This window comes from Trinickia sp. LjRoot230 (genome assembly GCF_964253315.1).
Lineage (GTDB): Bacteria > Pseudomonadota > Gammaproteobacteria > Burkholderiales > Burkholderiaceae > Trinickia.
The window spans coordinates 930,657-951,769 of record NZ_CAXUQX020000002.1 but is presented as its reverse complement, the minus strand read 5'-3'; the positions used below and the strand labels follow the sequence as shown (position 1 = coordinate 951,769).

Below are 21,113 nucleotides of genomic sequence, written 5' to 3'. Positions count from 1 at the left end.
TTGCTCGCCATTTAGGGTGGCTATTTGGCGGATGTTTCCTTATATCGGATAACCAGAATTATCGTGATCGGTATCTCCAATTAATAAGAAGAATTGCGCGAAGTGCGAGCGCCGCGACAGGCAATTGAAAGTGCTCGTTCATCTTGGGGTCGCATTGCTTGCCCATCATCAGTCCTTTCGCATGGTTTATTTCCATACCCAACGACGAGATCAAACATGGATCGACGTAATGCAATTCGGCGCGCAAGCGTGGCGCTTGTCATCGGCTTGACGATGGGAGCCGGGGCGGCGAGCCGCGCGGACGCCGAGCACGGGCACGACGTGAAGCGCGTGCTGCTCGTCAGCATCGACGGTCTGCACGAGCAGGATCTCGCGCGCTGCACGGCTGCCAACACCTGTCCGAACCTCGCGGTGCTCGCGCAATCGGGCGTGACCTATACGGACGCGCACACGCCTGGCGTTTCCGATTCGTTCCCGGGTCTCGCTGCGCTTGTGACGGGCGGCTCGCCGAAGTCCGCTGGCCTCTTTTACGACGTGTCATACGATCGAACGCTCTTTGCGCCATCTGACACGACGTGTTCGGGCAAGCAGGGGTGGAACGTCGTGTTCGACGAGACCACAGGCATCGACGCCCAGAACGGTGGTGCGTTGATTCATCTCGATGGCGGCGGCGCGTTCAACCCACAGGCCATTCCGCACGCGCTGATCAACGGTGTCTGCACGCCGGTTTATCCACACAACTACATCTTGACCAACACCGTCTTCGAAGTCGTGAAAGAGCATCTACGCGGCGCCCATACGGCCTGGGCCGACAAACATGCGTGGGGCTACGATTGGCTCAACGGGCCGTCGGGCCATGGCGTGGATGACTTGGCTCGCACCGAAATCAATTCGATTGATCCGGCGACGCAGACCGACTACACCGATACCTATTCACACACCGAAAAGTTCGACGAGTACCACGTGCAGGCGATCATCAACGAGATCGACGGCAAGGATTCGACGGGTACGAAACGCGCGCCGGTCCCGGCGTTGTTCGGCACCAACTTCCAAACGTTGAGCGTGGCGCAAAAGGCCCCGGTGGCGAAGGGCGGCGGTTATCTCGATGCGAGCTTCACGCCTGGCCCTGCTGTTGCGGACGCGATTACGTATGCTGACGACTCGATCGGCCGCATGGTAGCCGCGTTGAAACAGCACAACCTGTATTCGTCGACGCTGATCATCGTGACAGCCAAGCATGGTCAGTCGCCGAGCGATCACACCAAGCTCGTCAAGAATGGCGATACGCTGGCGCAGCTTCTCGAAGCGAACGGGTACATCGATCCGAACGGCAACTTCGGCCAGAACGCGACGAAAACCGGCAATCTTAACGACGGCACTGGGCTCGTGGGTACCGGCATGGTGCAGACCGATGACGTCGGGTTGATCTGGCTGCGCGATCAACGTCAGCGCGACGCAGTCGTGACGACACTGATGGCCAACCTTGGATGCAACGCACCGGGCATCTGCGCCGATGGCGCGGGCGCGTACATCCTTTATGGTTCGAAGCTAAGCGAGCGTTTCGGCGGTCCTGCGCACGGGCGCACGCCTGATATCGTCGTGCAGCCGAACCCCGGTGTGATCTATTCGTCGAGCAAGAAGAAAGACGAGGAACATGGTGGCAATGCGCCGGATGACAGTCATCTCGGCCTCCTCGTTTCGTTCCCGGGCATGCATCACGGCCGCACGATTGCCAAACCCGTTCTGACGACGCAAGTCGCGCCGACGATTCTGCGCGCGCTCGATCTGAAACCGGAGTGGCTGCATTCGGTGGCGGCGGAGGGCACGCATGCGCTGCCGGGGCTGGGGATCGAGGACTAGAGCGAGACATCGGCGCATAAAGGAAGGAGCCGTCTCGCGCCCGCCGGATCGCCCCGGTGCTATTGGCCGGGGACCTTTGGTAGCGGGTGTCAGGGGTCGCTCTGCGTCGGATTTAGAAACGGCGGCATGGGCAGTAGGATGCCGTCCTGTTGCCACCATTCGAGCTGCTGCCATAGGAGCTTGAACTGCTCACGATCCTTCGGGTCTGGAAAGTCGAGCACTATCTCGGCCCGCGTCTCCAGAGTCAACACCTCGATGAAATCGGCGATATCCTGGAATACTGCTTCCGGGGTACCGTCGTTGCTTTGTCCGAGCCTGATCAAGACTTGACAGTCTTGCGCCAAGGCATCGAACAATTGTTGATGATCGAATTGTTTGTGATGTTGGCGATCGATCAACGGGTCCCCGTCGATCGCAATCTCGATCCCGCCTTGGCGTCGCTCACTAATGCCGTCGAGCGTATCGAGGCATGCCAAGATTTTGGTGGCGACGTGCCTTGGCAGGCGGGACGTCCAACCGAGCCCGGTCTGGCTTGCGTCGGGTGGCGCAGACGCTGGCCTTTTCCAAAGCCTTCCCAAGGCAGCCGCACCGCGATCACGCAACCGCTCGAGCAGGGTAGGCGCTCGATGCCGGCCGGGGCCGCCAACGCTTTCACCCTCAACCCTCTCGGTCCGTTGATCTCGCTCGAGAGGCAGAGGTCCCGATCCCTTTGGTGGCCGTCCGTTCACGATGTGATCCACGAGACACGAAATGTCGGAGACGCCATGTTTGCACGGCTACATCTATCGCTACGCACGCGTGCGAAGGAAAGGCCGAATGAGCGCATAAGCGTTGCGCCAATTGGCCGTCGCTGGGCGCGGCGGCGCTCTTGGCATTTTAAGGTCCGCTATGATGTGAGCTATTTCCCTTCCATTGCCCTTCCAGAGTGGCCGGCGGAGGATAGCTTCGTGCATATCGGAGAGCGTTTCAACAGCATCAGCCATCTCGTCGGCACGGTACTGGCGGTGGCCGGGTTCGCAGCGCTCGTGACGATGGGCACGCTCCACGGTGACGCCTACAAGATGGTGAGCCTCAGCGCGTATGGTGCGATGTTGATCGTGCTCTACGCCATTTCGACGCTTTACCATAGCGTGCGCGGCCCACGTCTCAAGGCCGTCCTGCAGAAATGCGACCACGCCGCGATCTATTTGCTGATCGCCGGCAGCTATACGCCGTTCACGCTCGTTACATTGCGCGGCCCGTGGGGTTGGTCGCTATTCGGCGTGAGCTGGGGGCTCGCGGCGCTCGGCATCGTCCAGGAGCTGACGCTTGGGCGCCGCACGCGCAGCGTATCGATGGTCTTGTACCTGCTGATGGGGTGGCTCGCGCTCGTTGCGATCGGTCCGCTAACGCGCGCGTTGCCCGCGGGCGGCACGGCTTGGCTGGTCGCTGGTGGTGTCATCTATAGCGCCGGTATCTACTTCTTCATCAACGACGAACGCATTCGACACGGGCACGGCATTTGGCACTTGTTCGTGCTGGCGGGCAGCTTGTGTCATTTTGTCAGCGTCGCGCGTTACGTAGCGTGAGGGGGCCACAAGGGCGATCCTTTCGCACCTGATGTGCGTACTTCGGATAGATCATGAGCCTCGGGACGGGCATTCGATACATTGGATGACAAACTCCCGTGACGGTTTATTTTTGCCATGCTTCCTTCCACCGCCCGCATAGGTACAGTTTCCAATTCCGCCCATGAGCAACCCGCCGCGGACCCGCGCAGTGTTTCGTCGCTTGCGCCAACGGCGCAGCGTCTCGGCCAATTTGCAGCGCTTCCCTCCCGGGGCCAGTCGGCTGAAGAGCCGAAGGTCAGTGTGCTCGGCTTTGCAAGCGACCTTACGCTCGACAACGGGCGCAAGGAGTTAACTGACCCTGTGATTGATCGCATGTTCGGCCGTATCGGTTATTCGTTCGACGGCGGACGGACTATCTTTGCATTTAGCTATTGCGTTCCCCAGAACGGCGGCCTGAGTAAGGCCGCCTACCGGCTAATGCAAGGCAGAACGCTCCCCGGGGTAGTGACCGACGATACGGATACTTTCAGATCGGTAAGCTTGCAGCCGAACCTCGCGGGGAGCGATGCGCAGGAGCCAGAGCCACAGCCACAGATCGTTTATTCGCAGGACATTCCCCTGTCTCCAGCGCAAATCGACGCCGTCAAATCGGCGCACGAGGCCCGGCCCGTCGGCAAGCCGATGCCCGACATCCGTTATGGCTTGCCCTTTCCCGGTACGACGGCCTTCAACGGTGCGACGTATCTCAGCACATTGGGCATACCCTTTCCCCATATCCCTTTTTCTGGCGGAGCGCTCGACGAGTATGTCCAAACGCTGGCCGAGAACGGCAAGGCATGGAGGCCGGGAGAGCCGACCTAATGATTGATCGATCACCATGGCAGACAAAACACCCAACCTAAATATTTTCCGTGATCGCGCCCGGCAGTACTTTTCGCAAGGGCGCTATGAAGAATCGTTAGTTATCCTAAACGATCTGATCGCGGCCGCACCGGAGTACGGTCCTGCTTATGCCGACCGCGGGACTGCGCTCGGGGTACTCAAGCAATACGAGTCGGCGCTCTCTGATCTTAGACGCGCGGTGGAGTTCGGCGTAGCCGAGCCTGCGGTCTATAACGCAATGGGTACGGTTCAACTGCATATGGGGGCTTCGATGAGCGCATTGGCGACCTACGGCAAGGCGGTTGAACTCGATGCGACGTATCCGTTGACCTACTTCAATCGCGCAGCGGCGTTCGAGAAAATGGGCGACATGGCCTCAGCGCGAGCCGATTTACAAACTTGCCTCAGCTTTGAAAGTGATGAACAATTCACGGCGGCTGTGAAGCAGCGCTTGGCGCACCTCGACCCAAGCAGTGCGCTCAATGCGCCGCGAGCCTCGAACTGATGTCGATCGAAACGGGTTCGGTCGGCACCGGGTAGAGCCGCTCGCCGGGCGTGGCGAGATCGATCTTGTTGAGATCGACTTCCATCAGCGTCGTGTTGTTATACGTTCGAATGCACGAACGTGCGCGCTGTCAGTGCTTTGATCACCGCCCATTGCGTGTAGTCGTCCGCGACTTTGCCGAGCTTGGATGGCAGCGAGACGCTCGTTCCCAAAGGGATATCCACGGTGTTCAGCAGGTGCAGCGCGAGATTGCGCGCCGACACCGTGTCAGTGGGTTGCGTGGCGAAACGATTCAGATAAACGGTGCGGATGAAGCGCGATGGCGGTGTGGAGTCTCCCGGCAACCCCCTAATTCCGCTGCCATGACTGCAAGGGCTGAACGGCGCATCGCCGATTATGATCGGCTCTGCATCGCGCGCATGAAGTCCCACGAAGTTTTCGATATTCGAAAGATGCCACGGGAAAGCGGGCGCATTCGTCAACACCGATACGGTATTGTCATAAACCGTTGGTTTGCCGGATGCGTCGGTGAATTCAATGACGATGCTGCTGCTGTCTTTGTCATGAACGGCGAAATGAAGAGGAAGTTGTTTATCGATTTCCTTGTCTCCCCATATTTCCACGCTCGCCAGATTCTGCTTGACCTCGCTAGTCGTCGCGAAACGCGTGAGCAACCAGTTTGCAAGCTGGCCGATCATTAATGCGCGGGACGGGTCGCTTACCGTAGCGGAGTAATGCGTGATATTCGGGAGCCAGAGGCAGCCTACCGACAGTCCCGCTTCATTCATGCCGTCAGTCACGAGTTGGGTGCCAAACGCGTTCATGCCCACCACACCGTACTTCACACGTCCAACCAAGGCCGGGCGCCAAATGCGGGGTAGCGCTGCGCATCCGCGTGCCTCTGCCGATAACGAGAATCTCGGAGTTCAAGGCGTCTCCGAATTCCATGCTGCGACCGTTTACAACGCTGCCGTCGGCGGCTTTAACTAAAAAGTCCGTACACATGGTGGCCCCCGGGAAATTATTTTTTATATCGTAGGGCGAAATCGAAAAAAGTCGAACGGAATTTTTCGTTGGCCCATGTTCGCCGACCCGGATTTTTAAACGATCATTGGTTATTCGCGATCGTTTCTTCCGATGCGGCGGCGGTGTTTTCTCTGGTCGAATACATCGCTGAGCAGATGCGTAGCTCCCGGAAATCATCGGGGTTCCGGACATTCCAATGAATGGCCGCATGTTCGGCCGACGTCGCATCGGCGACTATGGAATACTGCACCAGCTCCATTGTGGCGTTGTTGATTCGAGACGCCTTGCCGTCGGCAATTTCGTTGCTGATTGCCCAAAGAAGCAGCACGTCAAGCTTGTGATAGATATTCAGGTCGCTTGTCACCTCTCGCACGCCTTCTCCACGCTGGAGCCTATCGTACGCTTGTGTCATTGTCGTTAGGGTGACTCGCTCCGATCTATCGAGGCGCGGATCATACCGACGCTGAGAGGCCTTGCACATCAGCAATATGTCAAGCGGATGTTCGAGGCCGCTTTGAATGGCTGCCGCCCGGCTATTCGCCATGCTGCCGCGATTAGCGGGTTCGCGCTGCACCTTATAGTAGGCGGCGATCAACGCGTCGAGCGGCGCTCGCGGCGCGTCCCACGCAGCGATTTCGCTGGCTACCCGATTCAAGCGGGCCAAATCGCTGGAAAGGTGGATGCCGTATCGCTCGATTGCTGCGTCAAGCGTCAACGTTCCCTTCGCTATCGACCGATACGCTTGGAAGACCGGGTCGTTGTCATGCGTCATCCTCGCGTCATCGTGAAGTGCCGCGCTGCCGCTTGCAGCGAAGCGCGCGTCGCGTGCGTTTTCACCGCCTTCCGGGGATCGTTGTGGAGCATCGCTGAGTGCGCCGTCACGTCGGCGCCGGCTCGGCACAGTGCGCTCTTTATCAGGTTCACCGGTAACGTCACCCATATTTGGTATTCCACCGCGATCGGGGCCGACGGGACTTGGCGAACCGGAAATACTTGTCATGAGCATGCTCCACTGGATGACGGCGATGACGCGCATTATGGCCGCGCACGCTGCAGCGCCACTATCGGACGCGAAGTCCTGACGCGACCTCCGAATAAGAAAACGCATGCCGCATCTGGCCATTACCCCGGCCTGCCAGTCACGACATTCCTTTTTTTGTTCGTGCGACTCAGATGATCAAAACACACCGCGAATCAGTCGATAGCGTACGCGGCTCATATAGTCGCGATAAGCGATGTCCTTTGAAAGCAACTGCTCTTCCTTGAGCACTCGTACAATTTGCAGCGTCCATTGCACCAGCACCACTACAACGTTGCGAACGCCAAAGTTCGCAACGAGAAAGCCGATGTCGGTCACAAGGTAGCCCAGGTACATCGGATGTCGAACGATGCGATAGGGGCCGGAGATGACTACGCCGCGATTGGCAGGCAAAAGGCCAAACGAACGCCTGAGTGACCACTTTGCGGCGATCTGTAGCAGCACCCCGACAACCTGTACGCCGGCGGCCAGCACTTCGGGAACCAACTTGATGCCAGGCTCAATGCGGAACGCGAGAAAGTAAAACGTGGCACAGAGGGTCGAGGCGAGGCTGAGCGGGGTCCAGTCGCGTTCGCGCGGAGCGCGGGAAAACACGACTAGCGCAACGGTCAATACTTCCGCAAAGGCGAAAAGCAACAGGGTGATTCGTGACGTGTCCTTTACATATTGATGGATGGTCCCGAAGAGAAACAGGCCGAGCAGCGGGACAGTCATCACTCGCACGACGACTTCCGTCACGAGTTGCGCGCGTGTCAGACCCACGCCGTCGGACGTATTGGACGGTGGTGCATGCGCGACGCGTTTGCTTTCGACGATGGGAATATCGCTTTCTTCGGGAAGCGCGTGCGAATGCCGGCTCTGGTGACTTTTATTCATGAAGTGTGGATAGAGACGCGCTATTGTGCCAAGCGCGGGCTAACGTACGCGCCATAAGTACTGATCTGGGAGGCGCCGGAAGACGCGCCGACGCTGGTGATCAAATGGCCCTGGATGTAGTTGTTGCCTCCGCCGCTGACCGCATAGTCGATATGAAAGGCGGCGAACCCGAGAATCGTCGCATTCGACGATGTCAGCTGTTGCACGACCGGAAGCAGCACATTGATATTGGACAGAACGGAGCTGTAAATCGTCGTCTTGACGCCTGGCTCGATCCAGATCGAATCCCCGATAGTGAGTTGCGTCGGGTTTCCATTGCTCATCAGGCCGCGTACCGTCGGCGCATCGTTTGCGTTTGTTTGAAACGACGTCCATTGCCCTGGAACACATCCGCCGTAGGCCGTACCGTTGGTGATCTGAAATGTATAAGCTTGCCCGGTCGAGGGATCAATCTTTGGTGCCCCGACCTGCGCGTTCCAGTACTGGTCGAAGATGCATTTGCCGAGCGCTACAGGGAACAAGGCACCCGGTGGCACGTACCCTGGCGCGGAAATCACAGCAACCGCGGTGGCTGTGACCGGAGTCGTGTTGACGCCGAAAAGCGGGGCAAAGAAGAAGATCAAAGGGCCGCCATTGAGCCCTGTCGCGCGTGAAACAGTGACTTGCACGCCTGGGTTGTCGTACATGCCAGGCACTGTTGCCGTGGGCTGCATGCCAGCCGGAGATCCGGTCAAATTCCAGAAGCCGCTTTGTACGGTCGTATCTTTCAGGATTATGCCGCCGGAAGTGTTGAGTTGAATCGCGCTTGCAGCACCGGCATTCGCCGCGCTCCAGTTGGCAGTCGAATTCAAGTTTCCGGAATATAGCGAGCGAGCGCCCGCGATGGCCGCTGCGTCGGCCGCAGTCTGCAACTCATTCTGAGCGAGGAAATAGTGCGCGGTATCCACCGAAAATGCCGCAAAAGCCAGCGCCACGAATACAAAGAAAACGAATAAAAAACTTATCGTGCCGGTTTGGCGCCGATGCGCTGCAAGGACACACGCAGCCCTACCGCGTTTTATGCGATTGCTTCGATGTCCGGCGAGTATCGGCGTCGTCATGGCCTATTCATAAACCATCACTGCGGTGGCATTCAGAACGATGGGGCTGGCCAAAGCACTGAACGCTGAACCGAGCAACAGTCCCTGGTATGTGTACGAAACCGCGACTTGCAGCGTGCTCCCTGACGTTGATCCATTCGATTGAGTCACCGTCACCGTCGGCGACGTCGGGCTTCCGCCGGTGACCAAGCTGTTTTGCGCATATGAGGTAGTGATAGCGGCGATTTGAGTCGTTGTCAGCGGAGGTACCTGAAGGACTGTACCGGCTCGGGCGCCGGCGCGCGCTGCATTGGTAATGATCGCGTCGTCATAAAAAATGAGATTGATGTCGATGATCCCAACCAGAACCATGATCAGGAATGGCAGCAGAATGGCGAATTCGATTGCCGCCGAGCCTCCGCTTGCGCGACGAAGGCGGCTTATGTGGCAATGGCGAGACACGAGCATTGCGGTTTTCATCGAGCGATGATCGGCGGATTCGTGCTCGACGTGATGTTGCGTCCGCTCGCTTCCGATCCCCTTATCGCTGGCGTTGTCGGCTTGTCGCCGCGGCCGCGTTGAATCTGGTAGAAGCGAAGGTTGTCCTGCACCGATGCCTTCGGCAGATCTTGTCCGAGAAGGGCCGCCGCCGCTTCCGTGTTGCCGAGCAGACCATACGCGAGAGCGAGGTCCTGGCGCGCCTGGGGCGGCGCGCCAGGATAACGCGTCACGTCGAGCAATACGTTTGCGCCGTCCCGCGGATTGCCGGCAAGCGTCAGTGATAACCCAAGGTTCACGCTCAAGCCCGGATCGCCGGGATTGGCCTCGAGCGCATGCCGCAGCACGGCTTGTGCGGCCGCGTGGTCGCCCTTCAAGTCGAGCGCCGCGCCGAGGCCCGCCGAGGCAAGGGGGGCATCGGGTGCCAGCGTCAGCACTTTTCGATAAACCTGGATGGCGTCGTCAAAGCGCCGTTGACGAATGGCCACACGTGCAGTGCCGATCATCGGCGCGATTGCGGCTGGATCGACTTGTCGTGCCCGCTCGTAGTAGACGGCAGCGCGCGTAAAGTCGCCGACCGTATAGAGCGTGTCGCCGAGGCCAGTCAGGCCGGCGACCGAGCGTGGGTCGGTTGCCACGATCTTGTCGTAGATCGTCGTGGCGAGTTCCGTGTTGCCCGAGCCGAGGGCTGTGTCGGCAATGCGCAATTCGCTGATCGCATCGGGCGCGGTGTGGCGCGTCACCGCGTGGGCTTCCGAGACATGGTAGGTCGTCGTGCAGGCGCTTGCCGCGAGAAGCGCCGCGCAGCAGCAAGCTATGCGGATCAGCGATGCTGCGCGAAGTGCGATTCGCAGTTCAACGTTTTTCATTGTCGGGCGAAGAACTCGAGAACTTGAATAACCGCGGGACCGGCGGCAATCACGACGACAGCCGGCAGGATGAAGACCATCATCGGCAGCACCATTTTTGGTGCGAGCTTGGCTGCCTTCTCTTCGAGCGAGACGATATGAGCCAGCCGCTCGGTGCGGGACAAGGTTCGCAGTGCCTGAGTGATCGGTGTGCCGTACCGCATTGATTGCGTCAACGCGGAAATCAGCGAGCGGATAGACGGCAAATCGATCCGCTCGCCAAGCGCATTGAGCGCACGCGTGTTGTCGCCCGATAGTTTCAACTCGTCGGCAGTCAGCGAAAACTCGCTGGAAAGCGGCGCGCAGATCGAGCTCAGTTCATCGGCGACACGACGAATGCTCACCGCCAGACTATTGCCGGCGTTGGTGCAAATCACGAGCAGATCGAGCGCATCGGGCAGACAGGCCGCCATCGCGCGACGGCGCTGTCGGGCGCGCCACGCAAGCGCATATTCCGGGACGATCATCCCGACGATGAACGCGAACACCATCGCGATGCCGCGGGCCGCGGCAAAGCCGCCGACACGGGGAACATGCGAAACCAGCGCGATCGCCAATATTGCAGATGCGATGCCAAAGAGGAACTTGATCGCAATCAAAGCAGGAACTGCCAATTTTCCGCGATAACCGCCACGCACCATTTGCTTGCCGAGCGCCTCGCGATACGCCTCGTCGAATAGCGGCAGCCTGTCACCGAGCGTAGCGAGGCGTCGCACGAGCTTCGCGCGTAGCCCGGGTTCCTCGCTGTCGACGTCTCCCGGCGACGATTCCGAACGCAGGCTCAGTGCCGCTTTACGCGCACGTTCGACGATCCTGCCGCGCCGGCCGCCGCGCTTCGCCGCCCACCACAACGCGAGCGCACCGAACAATGCCGCGAGCATCAGCAAGTCGATCCATGTTTCCAAATTGGCTGGGCTCATCGCGAGGTATCGAGTTTGGACATCTTGTTGATCACCGCGATGCCGATCACCACCGAGATCAATGCAAAGCTCAACAGCTTGTGCCCGGCGGGCCGATCGAACAACACCATGATGTAGGCGCGATTCAGACCGTATAAGGCCAGCACGATAACCACGGGGATGGCGGCGAGAATTCTGGTCGTGATTCGCGCTTCCGCCGTTAGCGCCTTCGTTTTCATGCGGATTTCGCCGCGCGTCCGAACAATGGCGGCCAGGTTTTCAAGCGTTTCCCCCAGTTGGCCGCCCGTTTCGCGTTGCAGCAGCAGACACACGCAAAAGAAAGAGAAGTCCGTGACTTCGATTCGACGCATGGCAACGGTCAACACTTCGTCAAGATCGATGCCGAGCTGCAACGCATCGCCCATCAATCTGAATTCGTGACGCAGCGGCTCCGGACATTCGTCGGCGGCCGCACCGATGACATGCGTAACGGGCACGCCGGCACGCACCGCACGCACGATCATGTCGATCAAGTCCGGGAAATGATCGAGAAAGCGTTGCCGGAAGCGGGCGACGAGAAAACGGTACGCCTGCGCGGCGCAAAAGAGCGGAAGGGCCGGCAGCAGCAGCAATTTGACGATGCTCGGAAGGGGCATGAAGCGTGCCATTGCCAGTGCGAGAAGTGCGCCCGCAATCGCAGCGCCAATCACGATACGAAGGCCATTCGCACCGGCAACGGTCTTAAGGCGTGCAACCCGTGGCTCGAACCAGCGGCTGATGGTGTTGCCCTGCCGATTCACCTTGAAGAGGGCTGCGTCGATGTCCCCCGAAGCTTGCGCGGGCCCGTTGTTCCGAACCGAAGAAGTTTGAAGCGCACGCATCCTGATTTGCGCGTCGGGCCGCTTATTGCGCAGGTCTTGAACGGTAATCACCATCACGCCGAGCAACAGCGCGCACGCGAACGAGGCAAGCGTGACGAGATCGATCGACGTCATGGCTTCATGGCCTCCAGCAGTGCATCTTCGACGCCGTAATAGGCAGCTCGCTCGCAAAACGCGGGTCTGAGCGCCGCCGTTTCGAAGAACCCTTTGACTTCCTCGTTATAGGCGCTCGCGTCATAGCGAAACGTGAACAGATCCTGCGTAATGATCACGTCGCCCTCCATTCCGACCAGTTCCGTAATCCGCGTGACGCGCCGCACGCCGTCGCGCATCCGTTCGATCTGCACGAGCAGATGCACGGCGCTCGCAATCTGCCTGCGAATAGACATCAGCGGCAGATTGGCATTCGCCATCATGACCATGCTCTCCATGCGTGTGATCGCATCGCGCGGGGTGTTCGCGTGAATCGTCGTCATCGAACCGTCATGGCCAGTATTCATCGCCTGCAGTACATCGAAGGCTTCCGGCCCTCGCGTTTCGCCGAGAATGATGCGGTCTGGCCGCATCCGCAATGCATTGCGGACCAGATCGCGTTGGGCGACGCCACCGAGCCCTTCCGCGTTTTCAGGACGCGTTTCGAGGCTGACGACATGCGGCTGCTGAAGTTGCAGTTCGGCCGCGTCTTCGATCGTAATCACGCGTTCGCCATCCCCTATGAAGTGTGACAGCGCATTGAGCAGCGTCGTCTTGCCGGACCCCGTGCCGCCCGATACAACGATGTTGAGGCGGCACGTGCTGGCAAGCTTGAGCACGGTGCTCATCTGCGCCGACAAGTTGCCCTGCTGGGCCATCCTGTGCAGCGTGATATTGCGTTTCGAAAACTTGCGGATTGCGATGCACGCCCCATGAATGGCGAGCGGCGGCAAGATGACGTTGACCCGGCTGCCGTCCGCAAGGCGCGCGTCCACCATGGGACTGCTTTCGTCCACGCGGCGGCCGACGCCGGCCGCTATGCGCTGCGCCACGCTGACGACGTGCGCATTGTCGCGAAACTTGTACGGCGTCAACTCGAGCCGGCCGTGACGTTCGACATAAACCTGATCGGGCCCGTTGACGAGCACGTCGGTCACGGTGTCGTCCGCGAGCAGCGGTTCGATCGGGCCTACGCCGAACATGTCGTTGAGCAGTTCGCCGACAATCTGCGTCTGCTCCGCGATCGTCACGTTCAGCCGCTCACGAGCGGCGATTTCAAGGACGAGTTGTTCGACGCCGGCCTTCATCTGCTCACGCGTCTTGCCAACCGCAGCCGATGCGTTCATCGAGGCGAATACACCATTGCGGATCGTCCTGAAAAGATCGGAGCGGACCAATCCTTCGTTGCCCTGCACTGACGATGAGCGCATCGGCAAAGCCGGGACCGCGCTATCGGCGGCAGCAGGCGGCGCGACAGTCGCCCTCGCGGCCGGATCGGCCTGCGGCGCGACGACCTCCGGACGAATAATCTGCTTTTGCCCGAACATCAGTGCCTCCCCAAGCCGAGCTTTTGGAGCAAGCTGCGCTCCGCTACCTTGTGCTGGCCAGTCAGGTCGCTCGCGATACTGACGATCGCCTGATTGAAACCGCTGGCGGTTTTTTCATCGGGTGCTTCGCCGAGATTTTCGGCAATCGATATCGCCTTCGGTTCGTATGGGACTTCATGCCGTACGGTGCGTCCCACGATCGTCATGAAATCGGCGGCTTGCACCTTTCCCGCCGTCGCGGCGTTAGGGTTATTGAGCAGCACCGATGCGCTCGGATCGGCGTCACGACTTTCGATGTAGCGAAGCAAGCGAAGCGTCTCACGTGACGAATGCACGGTCCGGTCGGCCACCAGAAAGACGCGCGAAGCGTGATCGAACGCTTCGCCCGTCAGCGGATCGGCGCGGTTGCCCGCATCGAGCATCACGTAATGGAAGCTGTCGCGAAGCACCTCGAGCACGCGTTTGAGTGCGCCCGCTTGAAACGGCCTCGGTGTGCCGTAGTCGAGCTCGGAGGATAGAACGAACAGCCGGTTGCCTTTCGCAACGAGCGTGCGCTCCACATACTGCGGATCGAGCCGATGCACGTTCTGCAGGACGTCGGTCAGGCCATTGTTGCTTTGAATACCGAGCATGTTGTTCGCGGCGCCGCCGTAGACATTGAGATCGACGTATGCGACGCGGCGATGCGTGTCCTCAGAGAGATGGCGGGCGAGATTCAGCCCGATTGTCGTGACGCCCACACCGCCTCGCGTGCCCACAAGCACGATGGTCTTGCCGGCACGGCTTTGCACGACGGTATTGATCTTGCCGTCGGCGAGGCTGACGGTTCGGTTGAGCAACTCCACGGTCAGCGGCTTGACCAGATAATCACGCACCCCTAGCTTGAGCAAACTGCGAAAGAGCCCGACATCATTGCGTTCACCGAGCGCGACGACCTGAACCGAAGGTTCGCAGACTTCCGCGAGCCGTCCAAGATCGGAGAGCGGCATCGTCGAGCCATGAAGGTCGACGAGCAAAAACAACGGCGAGCGTTCGATTTTCAACAGGTATGCGATTGCATCGTCGATGCTGCCGATGGCCACGTGCGCATGGGTGATCGCATGTTCGAGTACATAGTGTTTCAGCACTTGTTCTGTATCGCGATCCGCGACGAACGCGATGAAGTCGACGATTCCGGTTGCCGTCGTTCCTTTGCGAAAACTGAATTCGGTGCTCATGGTGGCCTTCGTGAGTTTCGCGCCCGTTAACGGGAATCGCGCGTCGTCGTCTTGTCGAGCGGTGTCACACGCTCGGTCTGATAGCGGTGCACGGCACTCGCGGCGACGGCTGCGTCGGCAGGTCCGAGTGGTCCGGGCTTGACGATGTCTTGCGGATAGGCGACCTGTGCGGCCAGATTCGTATAGGTCGCACAACCCCATGCCATATCGGGCGGTTTCATGCCCGCGTCGGTCAGTACTGAAGGACGCGCCAGCCGAGCGCAATCGGGCGGCAAGGCGAAGCGTCCGTCGAACGGGATGACCGACGCCTCGGGCATCGTTCTCGGCGGCCTGGCGCATCCGCCGACGCCGGCCGCCGCGATGCACACCAGCATGAGCGCGATCGAGCGTGCTGAGATCATGGCTGTTCCGCTTAGTAGACATACCCGGCCGCACCCACGAGGCGCGGTTGCCCGGATGGGGTGGACGTATCGCCGGAGTCCCGCCTGAAGCTGTACTCGACGTCGCTGCTTGGGGACATCAACGAATCGAGCGGGGTGCGGAGTTTCGCGGGGTCAGTCGGTTCGACGAAATACGGCGTCACGATGATGACGAGTTCAGTCTTGTTATTGAGGTAATTGGTCGACGAAAAAAGTTTGCCCAGAACGGGAATCGATCCTAACCCTGGCACTTGTGAAACGATGTCGGTCGTGTTGGTCTGCAGCAAGCCGCCGATTGCGAAGCTTTGCCCGCTCGCAAGCTCGACCGTTGTTTCGGCGCGGCGCACGCTCAAGCCCGGCACGGTGAGGCCGTTGGTCGTGACGCCGGCGGTCGTATCGATTTGACTGACTTCGGGGCGAACCTTCAGACTGATGCGATGTTCGCTCATGACGGTTGGCGTGAAATCGAGTTTCACACCGAACTGTTTGAACTCCACGCTGATCGCGCCATTCACCTGCGATATCGGAATCGGAAATTCTCCACCGGCGAGGAAGCTGGCTGTCTGTCCCGACAAAGCGACGAGGTTGGGTTCGGCAAGCACAGTCAATAACCCCTCCTGGCTCAATGCATCGACGAGCGCCTGAATACTCGTGTTGCGAGCTTTCGTGACCGTGCTGCCGGTGGAGCCGGAGTAGCCGTAGCCGAAGATCCCGAAGGCGGCGAAGTGCCCGGCCGACGAGCCAATCGATGCCCAGTTGATACCGAGTTGCTCCGTCACATTGCGGTCGACTTCGGTGATGCGAACGCGCAACTGCACCTGAAGCGGACGATCGATCGTCACTCGGTTGACGAGAACTTCCTTGTCCGCCAGATAGGGTGAAATGGTTTGTACCATCGCATCGGCATCGGCCGCCGATGCGGCTTGGCCTGAAACCATCAGGGAACCAGGGCTGGCGCTCAGTTGCACATGCATGTTAGGGAAGCGCGCCGCGAGCGCGCTCTGCAGCGCATCCATGTCGCGGCTTACCAGCACCGTTTGCTGAAGAAGCGTCTTGCCGTCCACGCCGAGCACATACAGCGTCGTCGCGCCTGCCTTCTTGCCGAGTACGAAAACAGTCTTTGGCGACGGCACGTGAACGTCGGCGATCGCGGGGTCGGCGACGAACACCGCGCTTGCATTCTCGTTTAGCCTCACGAGCGTGCCTTTGCCCGCGCCCACGGTCAACGTGCCCGATGAATGGTTCGATGCGTTTGCGAGCGATGGCGGCGGGTGAGCTGAGGCCGCTTGGGCATGGGCGTCGCGTGCGATGGCTCCACTTGCCAGGACGGCGCAAGCCATCAGCATCAAACGAACGCTGGCCGAACTGCGCTTCGCTGTCATGACGTTCGATCCTTATGAGTGAGCGTTATGCTCCCTCTGCATGTCAGTGCGGCACTGGAAGAGACGGCACGGGCGGTACGTTGTTTCCTGCTGCGCCGGTTGACGGTGCGCCGCTCGACAGCGCATCGTTTCTTTCGGACCCTCTGTATATCGTCACCGTAGGCGGCGAGGTCGATCTTGGGCCAGCGCTCGCAAGTTGAGGCCCGTGTGAGCGAGGCAGCTCACGTACAGCGCTTGAAATGTCTCCGGCCCAAACCGGCGACGGCGGCGAGACGGGCTGCATCGATGCGCTCGGATTCCGGGTAGCGGTTGCGAAGCTGCGCAATGCGAGCGACAAGCTGCCGAGGTGCGCTGCCACGGACACGACTTCGCCCATGCGTGGCGTGACTTCCAGCGTAACCGTACGGGCACGGTTGCTCGCGTCAGGCGTCTCACCGCTTTTCGGCCGCTTTATTTCCGAGCCAACTGCCAGCACCCGAACATGCTCGACGACGGTTTCGCTCGATACAGCGAAGTCCGGCGAATCGGTCCGGCGGTCCATCTGTTGCGTCAACAGCAGGTCGACGTAGTCGCCAGGCTGAATCAGTCCCGCGTTACCGGATACGTCGTCAACGGCGACCGAGACTGCGCGCATCTCGGGCTTGAGCGTGGCCGCAAGAAAGCCGGGAGCGCTGGGCAGCATGACGTCGTCCGCGACAAGTACGGTGCCCTTTGCTATCGGGCGACGCAACAGCGCGCCTTTGAGTTCGACGGCGTTGGAATCACCGCGGATGACAGCGTTGGGGGGAATATCGGTAATGGGCATTTGTTTCCAGGCGACATCCTCGTCACGCAACAGCAGGCCCTGTGGTAAATCGGCGGCGCTGACACGGACCTGTTCGGTGCTCGGCACGGAGGTCGCTGGGCGCGAGATGCCGGCAACCACGATGCGGACAATCAGCGCAATCAGGATGGCGCTGACAAAGAGCAAGCCGAATTTGATCAGGTTGGACACGGGAAGGCGGTCCTAAAGCACGAGCAACACATGCGTCACTGTGGGCAAAGCGATGATGGCGCCGCCCCCGAGTGACAGTGCGACGCCATAGGGGACACCGCGTGCGCCGGATAACATGGCGAGCGCCCGCATCCGGGAGGCGTCCTGTTTCGGGTCGATGTGTTGCGCGGCAAGACTGATTAGCGCGATGCCGAGCCCAATCACTGAGATGATTGCCAAGGCCGGTAACGAAAGACCCGGCCCAACCCATAGAAAAATCACCGCGGCCAGTTTTGCGTCACCACCGCCGAGCAGGTTCGCAAGAAAAAGGGCGGCACCGATCAGCAAAACGGCCAGCGCCAGCAGCAGATGAGCGAGTACATCGTCGATCGACATCCGGATGACGAGCGCGTTGGCACAAAACAGCGCACCGACCGTCAGGATTGCGTTGGTCGGAAGACGCCGCCAACGCACATCGAACGCGGCGAGCCATAGCAGCGTGCAAACGACCGCGAGGCGGATGACAGTAGACAGTAGCGACACCATCGGCATGACTCCAGAACATGGACATGGCGCGAACGTCTGACGTACTGGCGCACCGGACCTCCCAGTCGCGCGCACTATGCTTTGTTTTGAGAGGTTGTGACTTGCGTGAACAAGTTGGTGAACATCGTGCTGATGTTGGTGCTGAAGGTGGCTGCCATGGCACCCAACGCGATGACGACGATGCCAGCGAGGACCGCGTATTCCATGGCGCTGACGCCACGGTCGTCACGTATAAACGTTTTCAGAAAGGATTTTAGAAACGCGCGCATTCTTTTTCTCCTTCAAGAAAAGGTAGCGAAAATTCGGTCAGATGAGCGGATAAACGATGGCACCGCAAAAAATCAAACAGCATATTGCGACTTCCCATTCGATGAACATCAAAAAGCATCGGTTATCGATGAACTCGGCCGTTTAAATCAGGCGGCTGGCACGTGCGGGTAAGAAGGTCCGCGGCACGCGTCAGCGCCCCGGTATTCATAGGTTTCGCATATCTTTTTCGATAATTTTAAGGCGCATCTACCCAATCCGCGCTCGTTAGCGGCAGTCAATAAAAGAGCTTCTTCATACCGAGCGTATGAAGCGTATATATATGTTGGCGACGCGTGCAGCTTCAATTAAACGTATGTTATGACAATTTTCAAGAAATCCAATGAAAAAAACGGCGCCACCGTTTTGCGGTATTCGGAACTTTCTTGCGCAACTCGCAGGTTCGCATTGCACGATCATTGGCGGCCTTGGCGAAGCGAAGCCGCTCGATGATCAAACCACTTGACATTCTGAATTTGGCTTCATAAATTCGCACCGATCGAGCCGCCATCGGTTGCATTGCACTGTTGTACCGGCGGCTCCGCGGCAATGTTGCCGTGCCACATATGGAAGGCTATGTAGCCCCCGAACTCGCGTTCAGCGCAGGTTCGGGGGCTTTTTGCTTTTTGGAGAACAAATGATGATGTCGCAGTATTCGTCCGGGCCACCCTCCATCGAACCGTTGGTTATCGCATGCGTGCAGATGGAGCCGCACATCGGCGAGAAAGACGACAACGTCGCCCGCTGTATTCGGCATATCGAAACGGCAGCGAGCCACGGCGCATCGTTAGTCGTCCTACCTGAGCTTGCCAACACAGGCTACGTATTCGCGGATCGCGAAGAAGCACTGGCGCTCGCGGAACCGCTCCCGGACGGTGCCAGCGCGCAGCTTCTGACGCAAGCCGCGCAACGCCTTGGCGTTTATATCGTCGCCGGCATCGCCGAGCGCGCGGGCGAGCGGCTTTACAACGCAGCGATACTGGCCGGTCCGGCAGGGCATATCGGCGTCTATCGCAAGCTGCATCTTTGGAACCACGAAAATCGCTTCTTCGAGCCTGGCGACTTGGGCGTTCCCGTCTTCGACACACCGCTCGGCCGCATTGCCATCGCCATCTGCTACGACGGCTGGTTTCCGGAAACGTATCGGCTCGCGGCGATGCAAGCGGCGGATATCGTTTGCGTGCCGACCAACTGGGTGCCGATGCCGGCGCAACCGGCCGACCGGCCCGCCATGGCCGCCACGCTTGCGATGGCGGCGGCGCACAGTAACGGGTTGCCGATCGCATGCGCCAATCGCATCGGCATAGAGCGTGGCCAGCCGTTCATCGGGCAGAGTTTGATTGTGGCCGGCAACGGATGGCCCCTCGCGGGCCCGGCCAGTATCGATCGGGAAGAAATTCTTTACGCGGCAATCGACTTTTCGCGCACGCGCGCCGAGCGCGAATTGAACGCGTTTAACCATGTACTGAACGACCGGCGTACCGACGTCTATGACTCGATGTTGGGCACCGGATGGTTGGCTTCCGATTCATAAACGCAATAACTTCATTCGACCACCAAGAGGAACAAGCTCATGAATCCGTTCACTAGAAGTATTGTTATCGGCGCCAGCGCCGCGTTCGTTACCGCTTGCGCTTGCATCGATGTGCTCGCGGCCGAGCCGATCAAAATCGGCGTAGCGGTGGGGCTATCGGGTGCCAACAGCGTTGTTGCGCCGGCGGTCGTTCAATCGTCGCAATTGGCTATCGAAGAAATCAACGCATCGGGCGGCATTTTGGGTCGTCAGGTTCGGCTCGATATCGTCGACGATGCATCCGGCGCGCTCGGCGCGCAAAAGGCCTACGACACGCTGGTGTTCCAGAAGGATGTCGACGCGATCATTTCGATGGAAACGAGCGCGGCTCGCAACGCAGCGCTGCCGATCGTGGCACGCGGCAAGAAGCCTTTCGTTTATACGTCGTTCTATGAGGGCCGTTCGTGCAGCCCATGGATGTTCGTGAACGGCTGGGTGCCCGAGCAACAGGTGGCGCCGGTGGTCGACTACTTCGCTAAAAGCAAGAGTGCGAAGACGTTCTATCTGATCGGCAACGACTATGCATTCGGCCGAGGTATGCTCTCGTTCACGAAGACGTATATCGAAGCGCACGGCGGTAAGGTGGTTGGCGAAGAGTATTTGCCGATCGACGGCACGGATTGGACGCCGATTCTCTCGAAGATTCGATCGGTGCACCCCGACGCGCTGATCAGTGCGACGGCGGGCGGCGCGCCCAATGTCGCGCTCGCCAAGCAACTCAAAGGTGCCGGTATGACGCTGCCCTACGGCAACCTGGCAATCGACGAAGGCACGGCCAACAGCATGGGGGACACGGCCGCCGGCATGTATATGTCAGGCTCGTATCTGACGGGTATCGATACGCCGGCCAACAAGAAATTCCTCGCGGCGATGCAAAAGAAATTCGGTAAAGACATGAAGACGCCGAACGAATTGTCTGAGCCGCAATACGAGGCCTTCTTCTTGTATAAGGCGGCAGTCGAGAAAGCGGGTTCAACGGATGCCGGAAAAGTCGTCAAGGCGCTGGGCCAGGTCTCGTTCGACGGCCCGCGTGGGCCGGTGGCGATGAACAAGAGCCGACATGCGCCGTTGGCGATGCGGCTGGGCCAGATCCGGCCCGATGGCTCGATCAACATCCTGCAGACGTTTCAGAACGTCGATCCGGGCGCGCAGTGCCCGAACATCAAATAGGCAG

The 21,113-nt window shown here is 59.6% G+C and carries 22 protein-coding genes; 6 read left to right on the top strand and 16 right to left on the bottom strand.

All coding sequences use genetic code 11. The annotated features are described in order from the left end of the window. The first annotated feature begins 273 nt into the window (after positions 1–273). The gene (locus tag ACSQ20_RS23300; RefSeq protein WP_436025841.1) at positions 274–1,860 is read left to right on the top strand and encodes an alkaline phosphatase family protein; all 1,587 of its coding nucleotides are present in this window, start codon (positions 274–276) and stop codon (positions 1,858–1,860) included. Between the two features lie 89 nt (positions 1,861–1,949). Here ACSQ20_RS23300 and ACSQ20_RS23295 read toward each other — a convergent pair whose 3' ends face one another. Then, entirely contained in the window at positions 1,950–2,336 is a 387-nt protein-coding gene (locus tag ACSQ20_RS23295; RefSeq protein WP_436024657.1) for a hypothetical protein, read from the bottom strand. A 471-nt stretch (positions 2,337–2,807) separates the two neighbouring features. Here ACSQ20_RS23295 and trhA point away from each other — a divergent pair, with 471 nt between their 5' ends. The 3 genes from trhA to ACSQ20_RS23280 all read left to right on the top strand — a co-directional run bounded on the left by trhA (position 2,808) and on the right by ACSQ20_RS23280 (position 4,797). Next, the gene (gene trhA, locus ACSQ20_RS23290; protein WP_436024655.1) at positions 2,808–3,428 is read left to right on the top strand and encodes a PAQR family membrane homeostasis protein TrhA; all 621 of its coding nucleotides are present in this window, start codon (positions 2,808–2,810) and stop codon (positions 3,426–3,428) included. A 117-nt stretch (positions 3,429–3,545) separates the two neighbouring features. Further along, a complete protein-coding gene (locus ACSQ20_RS23285; RefSeq protein WP_436024653.1) occupies positions 3,546–4,271 on the top strand; it encodes a hypothetical protein in 726 nt (241 codons plus the stop codon). Positions 4,272–4,287: 16 nt separating this feature from the next. Next, positions 4,288–4,797, top strand: coding sequence for a tetratricopeptide repeat protein (locus tag ACSQ20_RS23280; protein WP_436024651.1), 510 nt, complete (start codon positions 4,288–4,290; stop codon positions 4,795–4,797). 98 nt (positions 4,798–4,895) lie between these two features. Here ACSQ20_RS23280 and ACSQ20_RS23275 read toward each other — a convergent pair whose 3' ends face one another. The 15 genes from ACSQ20_RS23275 to ACSQ20_RS23205 all read right to left on the bottom strand — a co-directional run bounded on the left by ACSQ20_RS23275 (position 4,896) and on the right by ACSQ20_RS23205 (position 18,266). Further along, the gene (locus ACSQ20_RS23275) at positions 4,896–5,630 is read right to left on the bottom strand and encodes a linear amide C-N hydrolase (protein WP_436025839.1); all 735 of its coding nucleotides are present in this window, start codon (positions 5,628–5,630) and stop codon (positions 4,896–4,898) included. Positions 5,631–5,905: 275 nt separating this feature from the next. Further along, entirely contained in the window at positions 5,906–6,418 is a 513-nt protein-coding gene (locus tag ACSQ20_RS23270; protein ID WP_436024649.1) for a hypothetical protein, read from the bottom strand. A gap of 582 nt (positions 6,419–7,000) precedes the next feature. Then, positions 7,001–7,738, bottom strand: coding sequence for a methyltransferase family protein (locus tag ACSQ20_RS23265; protein ID WP_436024647.1), 738 nt, complete (start codon positions 7,736–7,738; stop codon positions 7,001–7,003). Positions 7,739–7,758: 20 nt separating this feature from the next. Beyond that, entirely contained in the window at positions 7,759–8,838 is a 1,080-nt protein-coding gene (locus ACSQ20_RS23260; RefSeq protein WP_436024645.1) for a TadG family pilus assembly protein, read from the bottom strand. Between the two features lie 3 nt (positions 8,839–8,841). Next, positions 8,842–9,297: a TadE/TadG family type IV pilus assembly protein gene (locus tag ACSQ20_RS23255; RefSeq protein WP_436024643.1), complete on the bottom strand. Its 456-nt coding sequence runs from the start codon at positions 9,295–9,297 to the stop codon at positions 8,842–8,844. Next, a complete protein-coding gene (locus ACSQ20_RS23250; protein WP_436024641.1) occupies positions 9,294–10,184 on the bottom strand; it encodes a tetratricopeptide repeat protein in 891 nt (296 codons plus the stop codon). The genes ACSQ20_RS23255 and ACSQ20_RS23250 overlap by 4 nt, the downstream gene beginning before the upstream one ends. Continuing rightward, positions 10,181–11,143 (bottom strand): type II secretion system F family protein, encoded by a 963-nt coding sequence (locus ACSQ20_RS23245; RefSeq protein WP_436024639.1) that lies wholly within the window; start codon positions 11,141–11,143, stop codon positions 10,181–10,183. Before ACSQ20_RS23245 ends, ACSQ20_RS23250 begins: the two co-directional genes overlap by 4 nt. Beyond that, positions 11,140–12,117, bottom strand: a complete 978-nt coding sequence (locus ACSQ20_RS23240) for a type II secretion system F family protein (protein ID WP_436024637.1) — start codon at positions 12,115–12,117, stop codon at positions 11,140–11,142. Before ACSQ20_RS23240 ends, ACSQ20_RS23245 begins: the two co-directional genes overlap by 4 nt. After that, a complete protein-coding gene (locus ACSQ20_RS23235; protein WP_436024635.1) occupies positions 12,114–13,523 on the bottom strand; it encodes a CpaF family protein in 1,410 nt (469 codons plus the stop codon). The genes ACSQ20_RS23240 and ACSQ20_RS23235 overlap by 4 nt, the downstream gene beginning before the upstream one ends. After that, positions 13,523–14,740, bottom strand: a complete 1,218-nt coding sequence (locus ACSQ20_RS23230; RefSeq protein ID WP_436024633.1) for an AAA family ATPase — start codon at positions 14,738–14,740, stop codon at positions 13,523–13,525. The genes ACSQ20_RS23235 and ACSQ20_RS23230 overlap by 1 nt, the downstream gene beginning before the upstream one ends. Positions 14,741–14,766: 26 nt before the next feature. Next, complete coding sequence (locus ACSQ20_RS23225) at positions 14,767–15,141, bottom strand: CpaD family pilus assembly lipoprotein (RefSeq protein WP_436024631.1); 375 nt, start codon at positions 15,139–15,141, stop codon at positions 14,767–14,769. An 11-nt stretch (positions 15,142–15,152) separates the two neighbouring features. Continuing rightward, positions 15,153–16,541, bottom strand: coding sequence for a type II and III secretion system protein family protein (locus ACSQ20_RS23220; protein ID WP_436024629.1), 1,389 nt, complete (start codon positions 16,539–16,541; stop codon positions 15,153–15,155). 43 nt (positions 16,542–16,584) lie between these two features. Next, the gene (gene cpaB / locus ACSQ20_RS23215) at positions 16,585–17,535 is read right to left on the bottom strand and encodes a Flp pilus assembly protein CpaB (protein ID WP_436024627.1); all 951 of its coding nucleotides are present in this window, start codon (positions 17,533–17,535) and stop codon (positions 16,585–16,587) included. Between the two features lie 12 nt (positions 17,536–17,547). After that, positions 17,548–18,060: a prepilin peptidase gene (locus tag ACSQ20_RS23210; RefSeq protein ID WP_436024625.1), complete on the bottom strand. Its 513-nt coding sequence runs from the start codon at positions 18,058–18,060 to the stop codon at positions 17,548–17,550. 74 nt (positions 18,061–18,134) lie between these two features. Then, the gene (locus ACSQ20_RS23205) at positions 18,135–18,266 is read right to left on the bottom strand and encodes a Flp family type IVb pilin (RefSeq protein WP_436025837.1); all 132 of its coding nucleotides are present in this window, start codon (positions 18,264–18,266) and stop codon (positions 18,135–18,137) included. A 737-nt stretch (positions 18,267–19,003) separates the two neighbouring features. Here ACSQ20_RS23205 and ACSQ20_RS23200 point away from each other — a divergent pair. Next, complete coding sequence (locus ACSQ20_RS23200; protein WP_436024623.1) at positions 19,004–19,900, top strand: nitrilase family protein; 897 nt, start codon at positions 19,004–19,006, stop codon at positions 19,898–19,900. Positions 19,901–19,939: 39 nt separating this feature from the next. Beyond that, positions 19,940–21,109, top strand: coding sequence for a substrate-binding protein (locus tag ACSQ20_RS23195; protein ID WP_436024621.1), 1,170 nt, complete (start codon positions 19,940–19,942; stop codon positions 21,107–21,109). Positions 21,110–21,113: the final 4 nt, after the last annotated feature.